The following is a 14,281-nucleotide window of genomic DNA, read 5'->3' as shown; positions in this document are numbered from 1 at the left end:
ATCAGGCGTGCAGGCAGGCGACCTCGTGTCCGGAGTCCATATCGGACGGTCCCACGCGCAGAACCGGATCGGTCAGCTCGCAGTCGGTTTCGCCGACCGGGCAGCGGGACCGGAACCGGCAGCCGGGCGGGATGTCCACCGGGTCCGGGGTTTCGCCGGTCAGCAGCTGCGGCTTGGCCTGGTCCCGGGGATCGCGCTGGGGCACGGCGGACAGCAGCGCCTGCGTGTAGGGGTGCCGGGGATGGTGGACCACCTCGTGGGCGGGCCCCTGCTCGACGACCCGGCCGAGGTACATCACCACGATCCGGTCGGCGAAGTGCGCGGCCGTGGACAGGTCGTGGGTGATCATCAGGATCGCCGTGTCCTGGTCTCGGCGCAGCGTGTCCAGCAAGGACAGCACCCCGGCGCGGACGGAGACGTCCAACATGGACACCGGTTCGTCGGCGAGCAGCACCTCCGGGCCGAGGACCAGGGCGGCGGCGATGGCAACGCGTTGCCGCTGGCCGCCGGAAAGCTCGTGGGGGTAACGGTCGAGGAAGGCCCGGCCCGGGGCGAGCCCGCTGCGTTCGAGGGCCTCCTCGGCCAGGGTGGCCCGCTCGGCCCGAGAGCCGCCGAGGCCGTGGATCAGCATCGGCTCCGCCAGGATGTCGCGGACCCGGCACAGCGGGTCCAGCGATTCGTACGGGTCCTGGTAGATCATCTGGACGCGGCGGCGGACCGGCCGCAGCCGGCGCTCGGGCAGCCCGGTGATCTCGCGGCCGTCCAGCCGGACCGAGCCGCCGGTGGGGCTGACCAGCCCGCAGATCGCCTTGGCCGTAGTGGATTTCCCGCACCCGGACTCCCCGACCACGGCGACCATCTCGCCGCGGGCGAGGCGGAGGCTGACGCCGTCCACCGCGTGCACGACGCTCCGGGGACGCCGGCCCAGCGCCTGGAACAGGCCGCGGCGCACCGGGTAGTGGATCGAAAGGTCCTCGATTTCGAGCAGGGCCTGGGTCATCGCGACTCCACTCGTGCGTCGGTGTGGCCAGCATCGGTGTGAACGGCGTCGTTGCGGAAGCAGGCGGCGCGATGTCCGGGCCCGGTGGCGAGCAGCGGCGGGTGCTCCCCCGCGCAGCGGTCCATCGGCACGTCGCACCGGGGCCGGAACGGGCAGCCGGTGATCTCGTCGTCCAGCCGCGGCGGCGCACCGGGGATGGAGGTGACCGGCTCCTGGCCGTACAGGTCGGGGGTAGCCCCGAACAACAGCCGGGTGTACGGGTGCCGCGAGGCCAGGCTGAGCTGGTCGGCCGGCCCGTCCTCCACCATCTTCCCGGCGTACATCACCGCGGCCCGATGGCAGGACTGGGACACCACCGGCAGGTCGTGGGTGACCAGGACGAGCGCCATGCCGAGCTCGTCGGTCAGCCGGGTCAGCAGTTCGAGGATCTGCGCCTGGACCATCACGTCCAGCGCGGTGGTCGGCTCGTCGGCGAGCAAGATCTTCGGTTCGCAGGCCAGCGCCATCGCGATGGACAGGCGCTGGCGCATGCCGCCGGAGAACTCGTGCGGATAGCGGTCCGCGGACGCCGCGGGGATGCCGACCAGTTCGAGCAGCTCGCGGACCCGTTCACGGGCTTTCGCCCGCCGCGCGAGGCCGTGGTACACCATCGGTTCGGCGATCTGCCAGCCCACCGTCTTGACCGGGTTGAGCGCGTTCATCGCGCCCTGGAACACCATCGCGAGGTCGCGCCAGCGGTGGCCGCGGACCGAGTCCTCGCCGCCCGCCAGGATGTCGGTGCCGTTGACCCGCACGCTCCCGGCGACCGAAGCGGTGGCCGGGAGCAGCCCCATCAACGCCAGGATCGTGGTGGACTTCCCGCACCCGGACTCGCCGACCAGGCCGAACCGCTCACCGGGCGCCAGCGCGAAACTCACGCCGTTCACCGGGTGGACCCGCCCGCCGCGGGGCAGGTCGAACCACACGTGCAGATCGGTGCACTCCAACAGGCTCATCGGGCGTCCGCCGTCCTTCCGGCCAGGGTGCGCAAGCGCCATCGGCGCCCCGAAACGTGCGAGATCTTCAGCCGCGGGTTCAGCGCGTCCTCGATCGCCCGGCCGAGCAGGAAACACCCGATGCTCACCGCGGCGATGACAAACCCGTCGGGCACGATCGCCCACCAGGCCCCGGAACTGATCGCGGTCCGCGCGAACGCGTGCTCCAGGATCGTCCCCCAGGTCGTGACGCTGGGGTCCTCCAGCCCGAGGAAGGCCAGCGCGGTCTCCAGGTAGATCGCCACCGAGACGGTCAGGACGGTGTTGGCGATCAGCAGCGGGCCGGCCTGCGGCAGGATGTGCCGGGCGATCACGCGGGTGTGGCTCGCGCCGAGTCCCCTGGCGCGCTTGACATACGCGCGCTCACGCAGGGACATCACCTCCGCGCGGACGATCCGGGCGGTGGAAGTCCACTCCAGCAGGCCGATCACCAGGATCACGTGGAACAGGCTCGGCCCCCACACCGCGGCGATCACCATGGCCAGCACCAGGTCGGGCAGCACGAGCAGGAAGTCGGTGACCCGCATCAGGACCACGTCGATCCAGCCGCCGAAATAACCGGACACGATGCCGACCGTGCCGCCGATCAGCATGGAGACCAGGGTCGCGGTGAACCCGACGACGAGCGACGTCTGCCCGCCGCGCATCAGCAGCGACAGCATGTCGACGCCGCCGTCGTCGCAGCCGAGCCAGTGGCTCCCCGAAGGCGGCTCGAAGACCGCGCAGCTGCTTTCGGCCGTGCTGTACGGCGAAATGTAGGGCGCGATGGCCGAAATGACCACAAAGGACACCAGGATGGCCAGCCCGGCCGCCGCGGACTTGTGTTCACGCAGCACCGTGCGGAACACCCCGGTGCGGCGCCGCGCCGCGGGCTCGGTGGCACTGATGCGGACACTCATGCGCTCACCCTCCGGTCGAGGCGGAAGTAGACCAGGTCGGCCAGGAAGTTCAGCAGGATCACCGAAACGGTCAGGATCAGGAAGCCGCCCTGGACCATCGGGTAGTCCCGCTGGCCGAGCGCGGTGTAGGTGGCCATGCCGAGGCCCGGCCAGCTGAAGATCACCTCGACCAGCACCGCGCCGCCCACCACGTAACCGAGGTCGAGCGCGACCATGGTGACGATCGGCAGCATGGCGTTGCGGACCGCGTGCCGCCACACGATGCGGCGGCTCGAAAGGCCTTTGGCCCGCGCGGTGAGCACGTAGTCCTCGCCGAGCGTCTCCAGCATCGAGGACCGGACGACCAGCGTGTAGCCGCCGTACGCGGTCAGGATCAGGGTCGCCGTCGGCAGCACCATGTGGCTGCCCACGTCCGCCAGGTGCGGCCAGAACGGCGGGCTGTCGAACACGAACAGGTCCGACATGCCGCCCGCCGGGAGCACCCCGGCGAAGATGATCAGCAGCACCAGGCCGAGCCACTGCGCGGGGAACGAGTAGACCAGGGTGGCCAGGCCGGTGTTCAGGTGGTCCAGCGGGGAGGAGCGCCGCCAGGCCGCGACCACGCCGGAGAGGACGCCGAGCACGATCGCGCCGAGCGTGCCGGCGCCGGCCAGCAGCACCGTGTTCTCCAGGTCGGTGAGCAGCAGGTGGCTCACCGGTTCCTGATAGGTGAAGGAAACCCCGAGGTCACCGTGCAGCAGGTTCTTCAGGTAGAGCAGGTACTGGTCCCAAGTGGACCTGTCCAGGCCGAAGCGCACCATCAGCGCGTGCTGCAGCTCCGGGCCGGCGTGCGGCACCTTGGCCAGGTTGCTCACCGCGTCGCCGGGCAGCAGCCGGAACAGGAAGAAGTTGCCGGTGACCGCGAGGAAGATCGTCACCAGGGAGAAGATCCCCCGGCGGAGCACGTAGTCGAAATTGCGCACGGCTCAGCCCGCCTTTCGCACGGAAAGGAGCGGGATCTTCGACTCCGACGAGAACGAGTCGCCGCCCACCTGCGGCAGATCGGCCCACGACCGGGAGTGCGCCTCGATCGAGTCGGGGTAGTCGAGCACCAGCAGCACCCGGTCCTGGGCGGCCAGCCGCTGCATCTCGTCGACGATCCGGTGCCGGTCGGCCGGGTCCATCGCGACGCTCTGCCGGTCGTACAGCCGGTCCCAGTCCTCGCCGCAGTACCCGGTGTCGTTCAGGATGCCCCAGCTCCGGCAGGTCAGGTAGTTGAGCGTGTCGTCGGGGTCGCTCGCCGCCCCGCTCCAGCCCCACATCGTCATCGCGAAGTCCTGGGAGTCGTCGGCCATGTTCGCGTCGTTCGCCGCCGCGTTGTCCAGCAGCCGTGGGGTGAGCCGCACGCCGATCCGCGCGAAGCCGGCCCGGACGATCTGGAACGAGCGCAGGCCCGCGCCGCTGTAGGTGTCCTCGGGCAGGATGATCGGGTAGTCCATCGGGTGGCCGTTCGCGATCCGCACCCCGTCCGGCCCCTTCCGGTAGCCGGCTTCGTCGAGCAGCCGGTTCGCGGCGTCCAGGTCGAACGGCGTCGGCGCGATCGAGCGGTCGTACCAGCCCGCGGTGCCCGGCGGGATGATCGAGGACCCCGGGTGGCCGTGTCCGAGCAGCGAGGTCTTGACCACGCCCACGCGATCGATCGCGTGGTCGAAAGCCTGGCGTACCAACGGGTTCGTCAGCTCCCGGTGCTCGGCCCGCTGCTTCGGGTTCGCGTTGACGGTGATGCTGTCGAACCTCAGCCCCGGTGAGGAGACGACCTCGAACCCGGCCGACTTCAGGTTGGCCACCGAGGTGGCCGGCACGCTCTGCGCGGCGTCGAGCTGATGGCTTTTCAGCGCCGTGATCATCGCGTCGGCGCTGCTGAAGAACTGGATGCCGAAGCCCGCGATGTGCGGCGGGGGGCCGTAGTAGGCCGGATTGCGCTTGAACAGCGCGATCTGCTTCGGCTGGTGGCGGACCAGGGTGAACGGGCCGCCGGAGACGATCGGCGCGGTGTTGGGGAACGTGGTCAGCGCTCCCCCGTCGCCCTGCGCGTACTCCCGCCAGACGTGCTCGGGCAGGATCGGCACGCTCTTGAGCTGGTTGAGCACGTTCGCGACCGGGCGGGAGTACTGGAGGACCAGGGTGTCGGGGTCCGGGGTGGTGGCGCTGTCCAGCGCGGTCACGTAGTTGGCCAGTCCCGCCGTCGGCCCGTCCTGGAACTTGGCGATCGTGGTCAGCGTCCAGGCGGCGTCGGCGGCGGTGAGCGCCATGCCGTCGGACCACTTCGCGCCGGGGTGGGTGTGGAAGGTCCACATCCGGCCGTCCGGTGAGGTGGACCAGCTGCCGGCGAAGTCGGGCACGTACTGCTCGTGCGGGTCCAGCTGGACCAGGGTCGGGTAGATCTGCTCGAACACCGCGAACGACATGGTCACCACGGAGACGAACGGGTTCAGCGAGTCGATGGGCTGATCGGCGCCGAGCCGGAACACCTCGCCGCCGGCGGACTCGTTTTCGGTGCCACCGCAGGAAACGAGACCGCAGCCGGCCACGATCACGGCGACGAGCGCGGCGGCCGTGCGACGGAGACTTCGTCTGGTCATCCGAGCCCCCTACGGCGTGAACGTGCGGTAGAGGGGGCAGCCGGAATAGTCGGCACGCGTCGCGGTCCCGTCGATGAGGACGTCGAACCGCAGCCGCTCCGGCGACCGCTCGTCCGCCCCGACCCGGAACGCGCCGCCGGGCAGGGGGACGAGCTGGTCCGGCTCACCGCCCCCGACCGAGACCCACAGCTTGTGCCCGGCGGCGTAGACGTGGAGATTCGACAGCCAGGGGTTGTGACAGCGGTAGTGGCCGACTACGGCGGCCCAGTGCGCTGGTGGTTCTTCTTCGGGCTTTTCCTTGGGCGTCGGCTCTTTCTGCTCGGGCATCCCGGGCACCGGGGCACCGTCGCGTAAGGCCCGTGTCGCAGCCACCAGCTGCATAGCCGTTTCCCGCCACGGGCCGCGGCCGTTGGCCAGGACGACGGCGCCGACCCCCGCCTCGAGATCGCAGGCGATCGCCGCGTAGTAGCCGATCATGCCGCCGGTGTGCCAGGCGTGCGGGCGCCCGTCGATGTCGCCGAGCTGGAGGCCGAGCCCGTAGGCGCCGGGCGGGTGTTCGTCCTCGATCGGAATCGCGGGGGTGAGCAGCTCGCTGAGACTTTCCTCCGACAGCACCGTTTCCGACGGATTCGGGCCGAGGCGCATCAGCATCCGCAGCCAGGCCGTCATGTCCGGTGCCGTCGCCGCGACGCAGCCGTCCGCGGTGGCGCTCTCGATCCACGTCGCGGGGACGAGGCCGTCTTCCCGGACCGGCGCACGGTCGTCGTACCGCGGCTCGTGCCCCACCGCCGAGCGCGACCGGATGGCGTGGGTGATGGCCGGCTCGGCCGTCCGCATCCCGAGCTCGCCGAGCAGCTGGCCGAGCAGCTCGTGGTACGGGCGCCGGTAAACGGCCTCCAGCACGAGGCCCAGCGCCTTGTACCCGACGTTCGAATAGGAGAACCAGGTTCCCGGCGGGACGGTGGCGTCGGTGTCCCGCAGCGCCCACACCTCGAACGCGGCGTCGCCGGAGACGTCCGAGCCCTCGATGATCCCGGCCGTGTGGGTCATCAGGTGCCGGAGCCTGATCGGCTGATGCTGCGACCGCACGGAAACCCACGGCAGGTACGCGGTGACGGGACTGTCCAGGTCGATCAGACCGGCGTCACGCGCACGCAGCAGCAGGGCGCACGTGAGGCCTTTGGTGATCGACCCGATCTGGAACAGCGTGTCCTCTGTGACCGGTCGGCCGGCGGTTCCGTCGGTGTGGCCGAACACGCCGGAAGTGAGGACTTCCTCGCGGTCGGTGACCGCTATGGACAGTCCGGTGGCGAAGGACCTGTGGTGCAGTGCCTCCCGGCAGACTCCGTCCAGCACCAAGGATGTGGCTGCGCTCATGATGATCTGAAACCTCCGGGACGTCGGTGTCCCGACCGCGGCGGGTCGATGGGCGCCAGTATGTGTCCCGGCCGGAACGGGCTTCGTTGGACGAGCCGCCAGAGATTCGCCCGCGGGCTTGTCGGGGTGGCCAAAGGCGCAGCTGGGCGCCTCAGCCCGCTACGCACTGTGGCGCGCCAGGCCAACGGCCGATCGTCCAGCGGGTCTCTCATAAGGCGGCGGTGATCGCCAGTCGCAGCCCCTGGGTCCATCTTCCTTCTGTCGCAAGAGGAATGATCAACGTGTGCGACGGGGCCATCAGGTATTCCCGCATCCGCCCGCAGCAACGCCGCGTTGCCCTGGTCCAGGACGGTCTGCAGCACCGCGTCCCTGTTCTCGAAATACTGGCCAGAGCTACCCGTGAACCGCCGCGAACCGCAGTCCTTCGCCGTCGGCGACGACGTGACCGGCCGTCGGCGCCGGGAAATGCGTGCCCAGCACCAAGGTTCCGGTTCCGGCCAGCGAGGCGAGCAACCCGCGGCGGGTGCGTTCGGCCAGTCCGGGGTCGATGTCGACGCAGCTGCCGATGTCCGGCGACGACACCTGGATCGGGTGGTGGACGCTGTCGCCGGTGATCAGCGCCGTGCGGCCGCCGCTGTCCAGCCGCACCGCGACGTGGCCGGGCGTGTGGCCCGGGGTGGGTTCCAGGCGCACGCCGGGCGCGACCTCGACGCCGCCGGCCGGGACGTCGACGAGGTCGAGTTGTCCCGCGGCCTCGACCGGCAGCACCGAGTCGCGGAACATCTGGCGCCGCGGCCCGTCCATGGCGTACCCGGCCCAGAACTCCCGCTCCACCCGCGAAGTCAGGTAACGCGCGTGCGGGAACGTGGGCACCCACTCGCCGTCGACCGACCTCGTGTTCCAGCCCACGTGGTCGGCGTGCAGGTGGGTGAGCACCACCAGGTCGACCGACTCCGGGGCGAACCCGGCCGCCGCGAGCCGGTCCAGGTAATCGGTCCGCAGGTCGTGCCAGGCCGGGTTCGCCCGCTGTTTGCCGTTGCCGACACCGGTGTCCACGAGGATGCGCAAGCCGCCGGCGGTGACGGCGAAACTGTGGGTGGCCAGGCGCAGGACACCGTCGCCCCCGGCGAAGTCGGGCTGGAGCCAGCCATGCCGGGCAACGACTTCCGGGCTCGCGGCGGGCAGCAGCCAGCGGCCGGTGGCGGGCGGCAGCAGCGCCTCGTCCACCCGGTGCACGGTGAGCTCGCCGATGGTCCAGGACGGGACAGCCATGACTTCTCCTCATCTAAAAGCAACATGTTTGCTTTAAGTCACGGTAGGCCCTAGCCTCGCCTGAGGCAAACACTTAGCTTTTGGAGACCCGATGACCGACCTCGCCCCACTCGAAGCCGCCCGCTGGGCCGCGCGTGCCGGACTGGTGCTTCCCGATGACCGCCACGCCGTCGTGGCCGCCACCGCCGACCACCTCCATTCCGTCGTGTCCCTCCTGCGCGAGCTCGACCTCGGCGACACGGCGCCCGGCCGGACAGGGGAACCCGATGCAGCCGTATGAGCTGACCCTCGCCGCCGCCTCGGCGGCCGTGCGCTCGCGCGAGCTGTCCCCCGTCGAACTCCTCGAGTCGGTGCTCACTCGCCTGGACGAGGTCGAACCCCGGCTGAACGCCTACGTGACCGTGGACGCGGACCGCGCGCGGCAAGCGGCCGGCCGGGCCGAGCGCGAGATCGCCCAGCGCGGCGTACGCGGTCCGTTGCACGGAATTCCCTTGGGGCTCAAGGACTTGATCGACGTCGCCGGGCTGCCCACCACCGCGAGCTCGCGGGTCCGGGCGGGCCACCGGGCGGAGACCGACAGCGTCGTCGCGGCCCGTCTGGCGGCCGCGGGAGCGGTACTGGTCGGCAAGACCCACACCCACGAGTTCGCCTTCGGCCTGATCACCCCGCAGACCGCGAACGCGAGGGACCCGAGCCGGATCGCCGGCGGCTCCAGCGGAGGGTCGGCCGTTGCCGTGGCGGCGGGCACGGCGACGTTCGCACTCGGCACCGACACCGGCGGCTCCATCCGGGTGCCCGCCGCGCTGAACGGCGTCGTCGGCCTGAAGCCGACCTACGACCTGGTGCCCCGCGACGGCGTGGTGCCGCTGTCCTGGTCGCTGGACCACGTCGGCCCGATCACCCGCACCGTGACGGACGCGGCGCTCGTCCTGCCCGCGCTGACCGGCCGGCGACTGTCCACTCCGGACGAAAACCTCGCCGGCCTGCGGGTCGGAGTGCCCCGCAACCACTACTTCGAACGGGTCGACCCCGAGGTGGAAACCGTGGTGCGCCAAGCGATCGGACGGCTGGAGTCCCTCGGCGCCCGGGTCGTCGACGTCGAGGTCCCGATGACACGCTACCTCCAGGCGATCCAATGGGGCCTGATGGTCCCGGAGGCCACCGCGTACCACGAGCGCACCCTGCGCACCGTTCCCGAGCTGTACACGCCCGACGTCCGGGTACTGCTCGAAGCCGGGGAACTGCTGCCCGCCGGCGACTATCTGCGAGCCCGGCGCGCACGCACGCTCCTGCGGCAAAGCTGGCTGCGCCTGCTGGACGACGTCGACGTGCTCGCCGCCCCGGCCGTCCCGCTGACCGCCGTGCCCGCCGGGCAGGAAACCGTGACCTGGCCCGACGGCACGACCGAGACCGTCTCCGACGCCTGCGTCCGGCTGTCGGCACCCGCCAACATCACCGGGGTGCCGGCCCTGACCGTGCCCGTCGGCGCCGACGCCGCCGGATTGCCGATCGGCCTGCAACTGCTGGGACGGCCGCACTCGGAGCCGCTGCTCCTGCGCGTGGGACAGGCCAGTGAACGCTCGCTCGCGGTCGCGGGAAGCTGACTCCCCTCTCGGGTACATCCGGCCGCCACGACTTGACACGAACAGTATTCGAATATAGAACGGTGTTCGTATCCATCGCGGAGAACGCGTCCGCGGCCCGATCCGCCGAGCCAGAACGGAACAACGCATGAAGGCAGCCCAGTTCAGCCGCTTCGGGGGCCCGGAGGTCCTCGAGATCGTGGACCTCCCGGACCCGCACCCGGGCCCCGGCCAGGTCCGGATCGCCGTGCGGGCCGCCGGCGTCAACGCGAGCGACTGGAAGAAGCGTCAAGGCCTGATGGACCCGGAGCTCCCGCAGACCATGGGGTACGAAGCGGCGGGCATCGTCGACGAGCTCGGTGAGGGCGTCACGGACGTCGCCGTCGGTGACCGCGTGTTCGGGTTCAGCGCCGACGCCGGCTCGCAGGCCGAGCTGGCGGTGCTGCCCCACTACGCGCCCATCCCGCCATCGCTCGGCTTCGCGGAGGCCGCCGCGCTGCCGGTCGCGGTCGAGACGGCCGCGCGGGCGCTCGACCAGCTCGGCGTCCAGAGCGGCGTCCAGGGCGGCATCCGGAGCGGCGAGACGCTGCTCGTCAACGGGGCCTCCGGAACCATCGGCCGGGCCGCCGTCCAGCTCGCGGTGGCGCGCGGCGCCCGCGTGATCGGCACCTGCGGCCCCGGCTCCCACGAGGTGGTCCGCTCGCTCGGCGCCGAACCCGTCACCTACGGAGACGGCATGGCGCAGCGGGTCAACGAGCTCTCCCCCGGCGGCGTCGACCGGGCGCTCGACATCGCCGGGAGCGGCGTCCTGCCCGACCTCATCGAGCTGGCGGGCGGCCCGGAGCACGTCATCACGGTCGCCGACTTCGACGGCGCGCAGCAGTACGGCGTGCGGTTCAGCCGGGGCGACGCGGGCCGCGCCCTCTACACCCTCGGCCAGATCGGCGAGCTGATCGAGTCCGGCCGGTTCTCGATCCCGGTCGGGCGGACGTTCCCGCTGGCCGACGTCGCGGAGGCCCACCGCGTCGGCGAAGCCGGCCAGGTCCGCGGAAAGCTCGTGCTGCTGGTCGGCTGACCGCGGCTTCCCACCACACCAAGGAATCCGGCATGACCTACCACTTCTCCCGGCCCGACGGCCGGGTCACGATCCTCGGCGCGCTGGACCTGGAACGCACCCCGGCCGGCGTCCGCCCGCGACGGCTCCCGGCCTGGACCCGGCCGCGCCTGAACGACGGCTGGATGGACCTGGTCGTCTCCCACACGGCCGGGGTCCGGCTGCGCCTGCGCACGGCGGCGCGGTCGCTGGCGCTCGGCGTGCACGTCACCGTGCCGGTGATGCCCGAAGGCCGGCTGCCCGCGTCGTTCGACCTCGTCGTCGACGGCACGGTGCTCGCCCGCGTACCGGCCACCGCCGGAGACGTGCTGACCCTCGCGGCCGACCTCGCCGACGCCCGGCTGGCCCCCGGTCCCGCCGAGACCGTGCGGTTCGACGAGCTGCCGGCCGGCGAGAAGGACGTCGAGATCTGGTTGCCGCACGGCGCGACCGTCGAGCTGCGCACGCTCGACTCCGATGCGCCGCTGCTCGCGCCGACCCCGCCGCCGGGCGTCGCCTGGGTGCACTACGGCTCTTCGATCAGCCACGGCCTGGAGGCCCCCGCCCCGACCTTGACCTGGCCGGCCGTCGCCGCCCTGACGGCCGGAGCGGCGCTGACCAACCTCGGGTTCGCCGGCAACGCCGTGCTCGACCCGGAGGTCGCCCGCGCCATCCGCGACACCCCGGCCGGCCTGGTCACGCTCAAGGCCGGGATCAACATCGTCGGTGAGGCGTCGATGCGCGAGCGCACCTTCGTCCCGGCTGTGCACGGATTCCTGGACACGATCCGCGAGGGCCATCCGGACACGCCGGTCGTGCTCGTCTCGCCGACTTCCTTTGCCGAGCTGGAAACCACGTCCGGCCCCGTCACGCCCGACCCGGAAACCGGCCGCAAGCGCGCCCTGGGTTCCGCGGGTACCGGAGCACTGACGCTGACCGGCGTCCGCACGCTGCTCGCCAAAATCGTCGACGTCCGTGAGGACCCGGCGCTGCACTACCTCGACGGGCGCAAGCTGCTCGGGCCGGACGAGGCCGGGTCCCTGCCCGACGGCCTGCACCCCGACCCGGCCGCGCACCTGCGGATGGGCGACCGGGCCGCCCGCCTGCTCCTGGGTCCGCATCTGTGACCGGCCCTCGCCGCTGTGCCGCTTGACGCAAGATGTTTGCTTTAAGGTGGACATCATGAGCCGTAAGCCGATGACGCGCCCGGGGGGACGCAGCGCGCGCGTCCAGGAGTCGGTGCACACCGCGGTCCGCGAACTCGAGGCCGAGTCCGGCCGCGCCTCGCTGACCGTCCCCCTGATCGCCGCACGGGCCGGCGTCACGCCCTCGACGATCTACCGCCGTTGGGGCGACCTGCACGAGCTGCTCTCCGACGTCGCGGTCCAGCGGCTGCGGCCCGAGGCCCCGCCCGAGGACCGGGGCAACTTCAAGGCCGACCTGACGACCTGGGCCGAGCAGTTCCTCGACGAGATGTCCTCGCCCCCCGGCCGCGCCTACATCCGCGACGCGTTGCTCGGCGACCAGAACGGGGACAACGCCGGGCAGTGCTCGGCGTTCGCCGCCGAGCAGGTGGAGGTGATCCTCGCGCGGGCCGCCGGACGCGGGGAGCCCGCGCCGGACGTGGAAACGGTCCTCGACCGCGTGGTGGCGCCGATGATGTACCGCATCCTGTTCCGCCCCGGCCCGCTCGGCCACGCCTACGCCCGGCGGCTGCTGGCCGAGTTGCTCGGCTGAGCTGCTGGCCGAGCAACTCGGCCGGACTGGGCAGCTGGGCTGCCCGGCCACTCTGCTCGGCTGGACCGCTCGGCTGGACCGCTCCTCCGGTCTGCCCGGCTGGGCACGGGTCACGGACGCGCGGCCGGCCACCCGCGTTCGAGCAGGTCGAAAATCGGCCCGATCATCTCGGCCGCGTTGGGATCCGGAACGCTTCAACCTCCGGGTGCGCGGGGCGGACGGCCATCCGCTGCCCGAGGTGCTCGCGCAAGGCCTGCGGGACGGACTGGCCGGCGGCGCGGTCGCGCACCGCGGCCACCAGCGCCGTCTCGACGTCCCCGTCGAGGTCGAAGACCAGGGCCTCCTTGCTGGGAAAATAGTTGAACAGCGTGGTCACTGACACGTCCGCCGCGTCGGCCACCTCTTTGACGCTCACCTGGTCGTAGCCTCGGGCGAGGAACAGCTCCAGCGCTTTTCTGGTGCGAACCCCGAACCGGAAGGACCCACCCCATGTCCTCTCCCCGCGTCGCGGTCATCGGAGCCGGCCTCGGCGGCTTGACCTGCGCCCGCGGCCTCCAGGCCTACGGCTATCCGGTGACCGTGTTCGAGCGCGAGGCCTCCGCGGCCGCCCGGCCGCAGGGCGGCATGCTCGACCTGCACGCCCCCACCGGCCAGACCGCGCTGCGCGTCGTCAACCTGTTCGACCGGTTCCGCGAGCTGGCCCGCCCCGAAGCGCAGGAGCTGCGAATGCTGGACCCGGGCACCGCCGCGCTGGTGCACCAGGAAAAGCCCGTCGAGGGCGAGTACTACGCCCCCGAGATCGACCGGGGCCAGCTGCGCGGACTGCTGCTGGACTCCCTGCCCCCCGGGACTGTCCACTGGGGACACTCGCTGGACACGGTCACCGCACGGGACGACGGCACCGCCAGCGTGTCTTTCACTGATGGCACAACGGAAGTCTTCGACCTCGTGATCGGGGCCGACGGCGCCTGGTCGCGCACCCGCCCGGCCGTCTCCCCCGCCACGCCCGCCTACACGGGCAACACCCTGGTGGAAACGTTCTTCGACGACGTCGACACCCGGCACCCCGCGCTCGCGGACCTGATCGGCCCCGGCAGCCTGGTCGCCGGAGCGGGCCGCACGATGCTGGGCGCCCAGCGCAACAGCGGCGGGCACGTCCGCGTGACCGCCGACTTCGACGGCATCCCCCTCGGCTGGCTCGAGACCGCCGGCATCGACCCCGCCGACACCGAAGCCGTGCGCGCGCACCTCTTGGCCCGGTTCGACGGCTGGCACGGCCGCCTGCTCGACCTCATCCGCCGCAGTGACGGCGGGTTCGTCATCCGCCCCATCCACGTGCTGCCGTCCGGCCACACCTGGGACCACGTCCCCGGCGTCACCCTGCTCGGCGACGCCGCGCATCTCCTACCGCCGCACGGGATCGGCGCGAACCTCGCCCTGATCGACGGCAGCGACCTGGCCACGATCATCGTCACCCACGCCGAGCTCGACGAAGCCGCCCGCGCCTACGAGAACATCATGCTCCCGCGCGCGGCCGCCGCCGCCGAGGCCGACGCCGAGGTCGCCGTCCTCATGGACGAGGACCCGGCCGGAAACGCCGGCACCGCAAGGGAACTGCTCAACGAACGCCTGCTCAACCCGGGCACGGCCTGACCGCATCCGAAG

13 protein-coding genes and 1 pseudogene are annotated in these 14,281 nt (G+C 71.6%); 6 read left to right on the top strand and 8 right to left on the bottom strand.

Annotation, left to right across the window (positions count from 1 at the left end; genetic code table 11):
- Position 1 precedes the first annotated feature (1 nt).
- The 7 genes from OG943_RS07710 to OG943_RS07680 all read right to left on the bottom strand — a co-directional run bounded on the left by OG943_RS07710 (position 2) and on the right by OG943_RS07680 (position 8,203).
- Positions 2-1,000 (bottom strand): ABC transporter ATP-binding protein, encoded by a 999-nt coding sequence (locus tag OG943_RS07710; RefSeq protein WP_328608998.1) that lies wholly within the window; start codon positions 998-1,000, stop codon positions 2-4.
- Positions 997-1,995 carry an ABC transporter ATP-binding protein gene (locus OG943_RS07705; protein ID WP_328608997.1) on the bottom strand — a complete coding sequence of 333 codons (999 nt, stop codon included), beginning with the start codon at positions 1,993-1,995 and terminating at the stop codon, positions 997-999. Before OG943_RS07705 ends, OG943_RS07710 begins: the two co-directional genes overlap by 4 nt.
- On the bottom strand, positions 1,992-2,933 hold the full coding sequence (locus OG943_RS07700) for an ABC transporter permease (protein ID WP_328608996.1): 942 nt from the start codon (positions 2,931-2,933) through the stop codon (positions 1,992-1,994). Before OG943_RS07700 ends, OG943_RS07705 begins: the two co-directional genes overlap by 4 nt.
- On the bottom strand, positions 2,930-3,895 hold the full coding sequence (locus OG943_RS07695) for an ABC transporter permease (protein WP_328608995.1): 966 nt from the start codon (positions 3,893-3,895) through the stop codon (positions 2,930-2,932). Before OG943_RS07695 ends, OG943_RS07700 begins: the two co-directional genes overlap by 4 nt.
- 3 nt (positions 3,896-3,898) lie before the next feature.
- Positions 3,899-5,554 carry an ABC transporter substrate-binding protein gene (locus OG943_RS07690; RefSeq protein WP_328608994.1) on the bottom strand — a complete coding sequence of 552 codons (1,656 nt, stop codon included), beginning with the start codon at positions 5,552-5,554 and terminating at the stop codon, positions 3,899-3,901.
- 9 nt (positions 5,555-5,563) lie between these two features.
- Positions 5,564-6,931: a serine hydrolase domain-containing protein gene (locus OG943_RS07685; RefSeq protein WP_328608993.1), complete on the bottom strand. Its 1,368-nt coding sequence runs from the start codon at positions 6,929-6,931 to the stop codon at positions 5,564-5,566.
- Positions 6,932-7,324: 393 nt separating this feature from the next.
- Complete coding sequence (locus OG943_RS07680; protein ID WP_328608992.1) at positions 7,325-8,203, bottom strand: MBL fold metallo-hydrolase; 879 nt, start codon at positions 8,201-8,203, stop codon at positions 7,325-7,327.
- A 91-nt stretch (positions 8,204-8,294) separates the two neighbouring features.
- Between OG943_RS07680 and OG943_RS07675 the strand changes: the two genes are divergently transcribed.
- From OG943_RS07675 to OG943_RS07655, 5 genes are all read left to right on the top strand, one after another.
- Positions 8,295-8,483, top strand: coding sequence for a hypothetical protein (locus tag OG943_RS07675; RefSeq protein WP_328608991.1), 189 nt, complete (start codon positions 8,295-8,297; stop codon positions 8,481-8,483).
- Positions 8,470-9,807: an amidase gene (locus OG943_RS07670; RefSeq protein ID WP_328608990.1), complete on the top strand. Its 1,338-nt coding sequence runs from the start codon at positions 8,470-8,472 to the stop codon at positions 9,805-9,807. The genes OG943_RS07675 and OG943_RS07670 overlap by 14 nt, the downstream gene beginning before the upstream one ends.
- Positions 9,808-9,934: 127 nt before the next feature.
- Complete coding sequence (locus tag OG943_RS07665) at positions 9,935-10,861, top strand: NADP-dependent oxidoreductase (protein ID WP_328608989.1); 927 nt, start codon at positions 9,935-9,937, stop codon at positions 10,859-10,861.
- A 32-nt stretch (positions 10,862-10,893) separates the two neighbouring features.
- Complete coding sequence (locus OG943_RS07660) at positions 10,894-12,006, top strand: SGNH/GDSL hydrolase family protein (protein ID WP_328608988.1); 1,113 nt, start codon at positions 10,894-10,896, stop codon at positions 12,004-12,006.
- A gap of 55 nt (positions 12,007-12,061) precedes the next feature.
- On the top strand, positions 12,062-12,616 hold the full coding sequence (locus OG943_RS07655; RefSeq protein WP_328608987.1) for a TetR/AcrR family transcriptional regulator: 555 nt from the start codon (positions 12,062-12,064) through the stop codon (positions 12,614-12,616).
- Positions 12,617-12,851: 235 nt separating this feature from the next.
- Here OG943_RS07655 and OG943_RS07650 read toward each other — a convergent pair.
- A pseudogene (locus tag OG943_RS07650) lies at positions 12,852-13,064 on the bottom strand (TetR/AcrR family transcriptional regulator); the annotation flags it as partial.
- A 41-nt stretch (positions 13,065-13,105) separates the two neighbouring features.
- On the opposite strand from OG943_RS07650, the gene OG943_RS07645 reads away from it, so the two are divergent.
- A complete protein-coding gene (locus OG943_RS07645) occupies positions 13,106-14,269 on the top strand; it encodes an FAD-dependent oxidoreductase (protein WP_328608986.1) in 1,164 nt (387 codons plus the stop codon).
- The last annotated feature ends 12 nt before the right edge of the window (positions 14,270-14,281 follow it).

The organism is Amycolatopsis sp. NBC_00345 (assembly GCF_036116635.1).
Taxonomy (GTDB): Bacteria; Actinomycetota; Actinomycetes; order Mycobacteriales; family Pseudonocardiaceae; genus Amycolatopsis.
Note: the sequence above shows the minus strand (reverse complement) of the source record. Positions and strands in the feature narration are given on the sequence as shown.

Coding starts and splice junctions, on each gene's coding strand:
- OG943_RS07710 (WP_328608998.1), bottom strand. CDS start 1,000: ATGACCCAGGCCCTGCTCGAAATCGAGGACCTTTCGATCCACTACCCG.
- OG943_RS07705 (WP_328608997.1), bottom strand. CDS start 1,995: ATGAGCCTGTTGGAGTGCACCGATCTGCACGTGTGGTTCGACCTGCCC.
- OG943_RS07700 (WP_328608996.1), bottom strand. CDS start 2,933: ATGAGTGTCCGCATCAGTGCCACCGAGCCCGCGGCGCGGCGCCGCACC.
- OG943_RS07690 (WP_328608994.1), bottom strand. CDS start 5,554: ATGACCAGACGAAGTCTCCGTCGCACGGCCGCCGCGCTCGTCGCCGTG.
- OG943_RS07685 (WP_328608993.1), bottom strand. CDS start 6,931: ATGAGCGCAGCCACATCCTTGGTGCTGGACGGAGTCTGCCGGGAGGCA.
- OG943_RS07680 (WP_328608992.1), bottom strand. CDS start 8,203: ATGGCTGTCCCGTCCTGGACCATCGGCGAGCTCACCGTGCACCGGGTG.
- OG943_RS07675 (WP_328608991.1), top strand. CDS start 8,295: ATGACCGACCTCGCCCCACTCGAAGCCGCCCGCTGGGCCGCGCGTGCC.
- OG943_RS07670 (WP_328608990.1), top strand. CDS start 8,470: ATGCAGCCGTATGAGCTGACCCTCGCCGCCGCCTCGGCGGCCGTGCGC.
- OG943_RS07665 (WP_328608989.1), top strand. CDS start 9,935: ATGAAGGCAGCCCAGTTCAGCCGCTTCGGGGGCCCGGAGGTCCTCGAG.
- OG943_RS07660 (WP_328608988.1), top strand. CDS start 10,894: ATGACCTACCACTTCTCCCGGCCCGACGGCCGGGTCACGATCCTCGGC.
- OG943_RS07655 (WP_328608987.1), top strand. CDS start 12,062: ATGAGCCGTAAGCCGATGACGCGCCCGGGGGGACGCAGCGCGCGCGTC.
- OG943_RS07645 (WP_328608986.1), top strand. CDS start 13,106: ATGTCCTCTCCCCGCGTCGCGGTCATCGGAGCCGGCCTCGGCGGCTTG.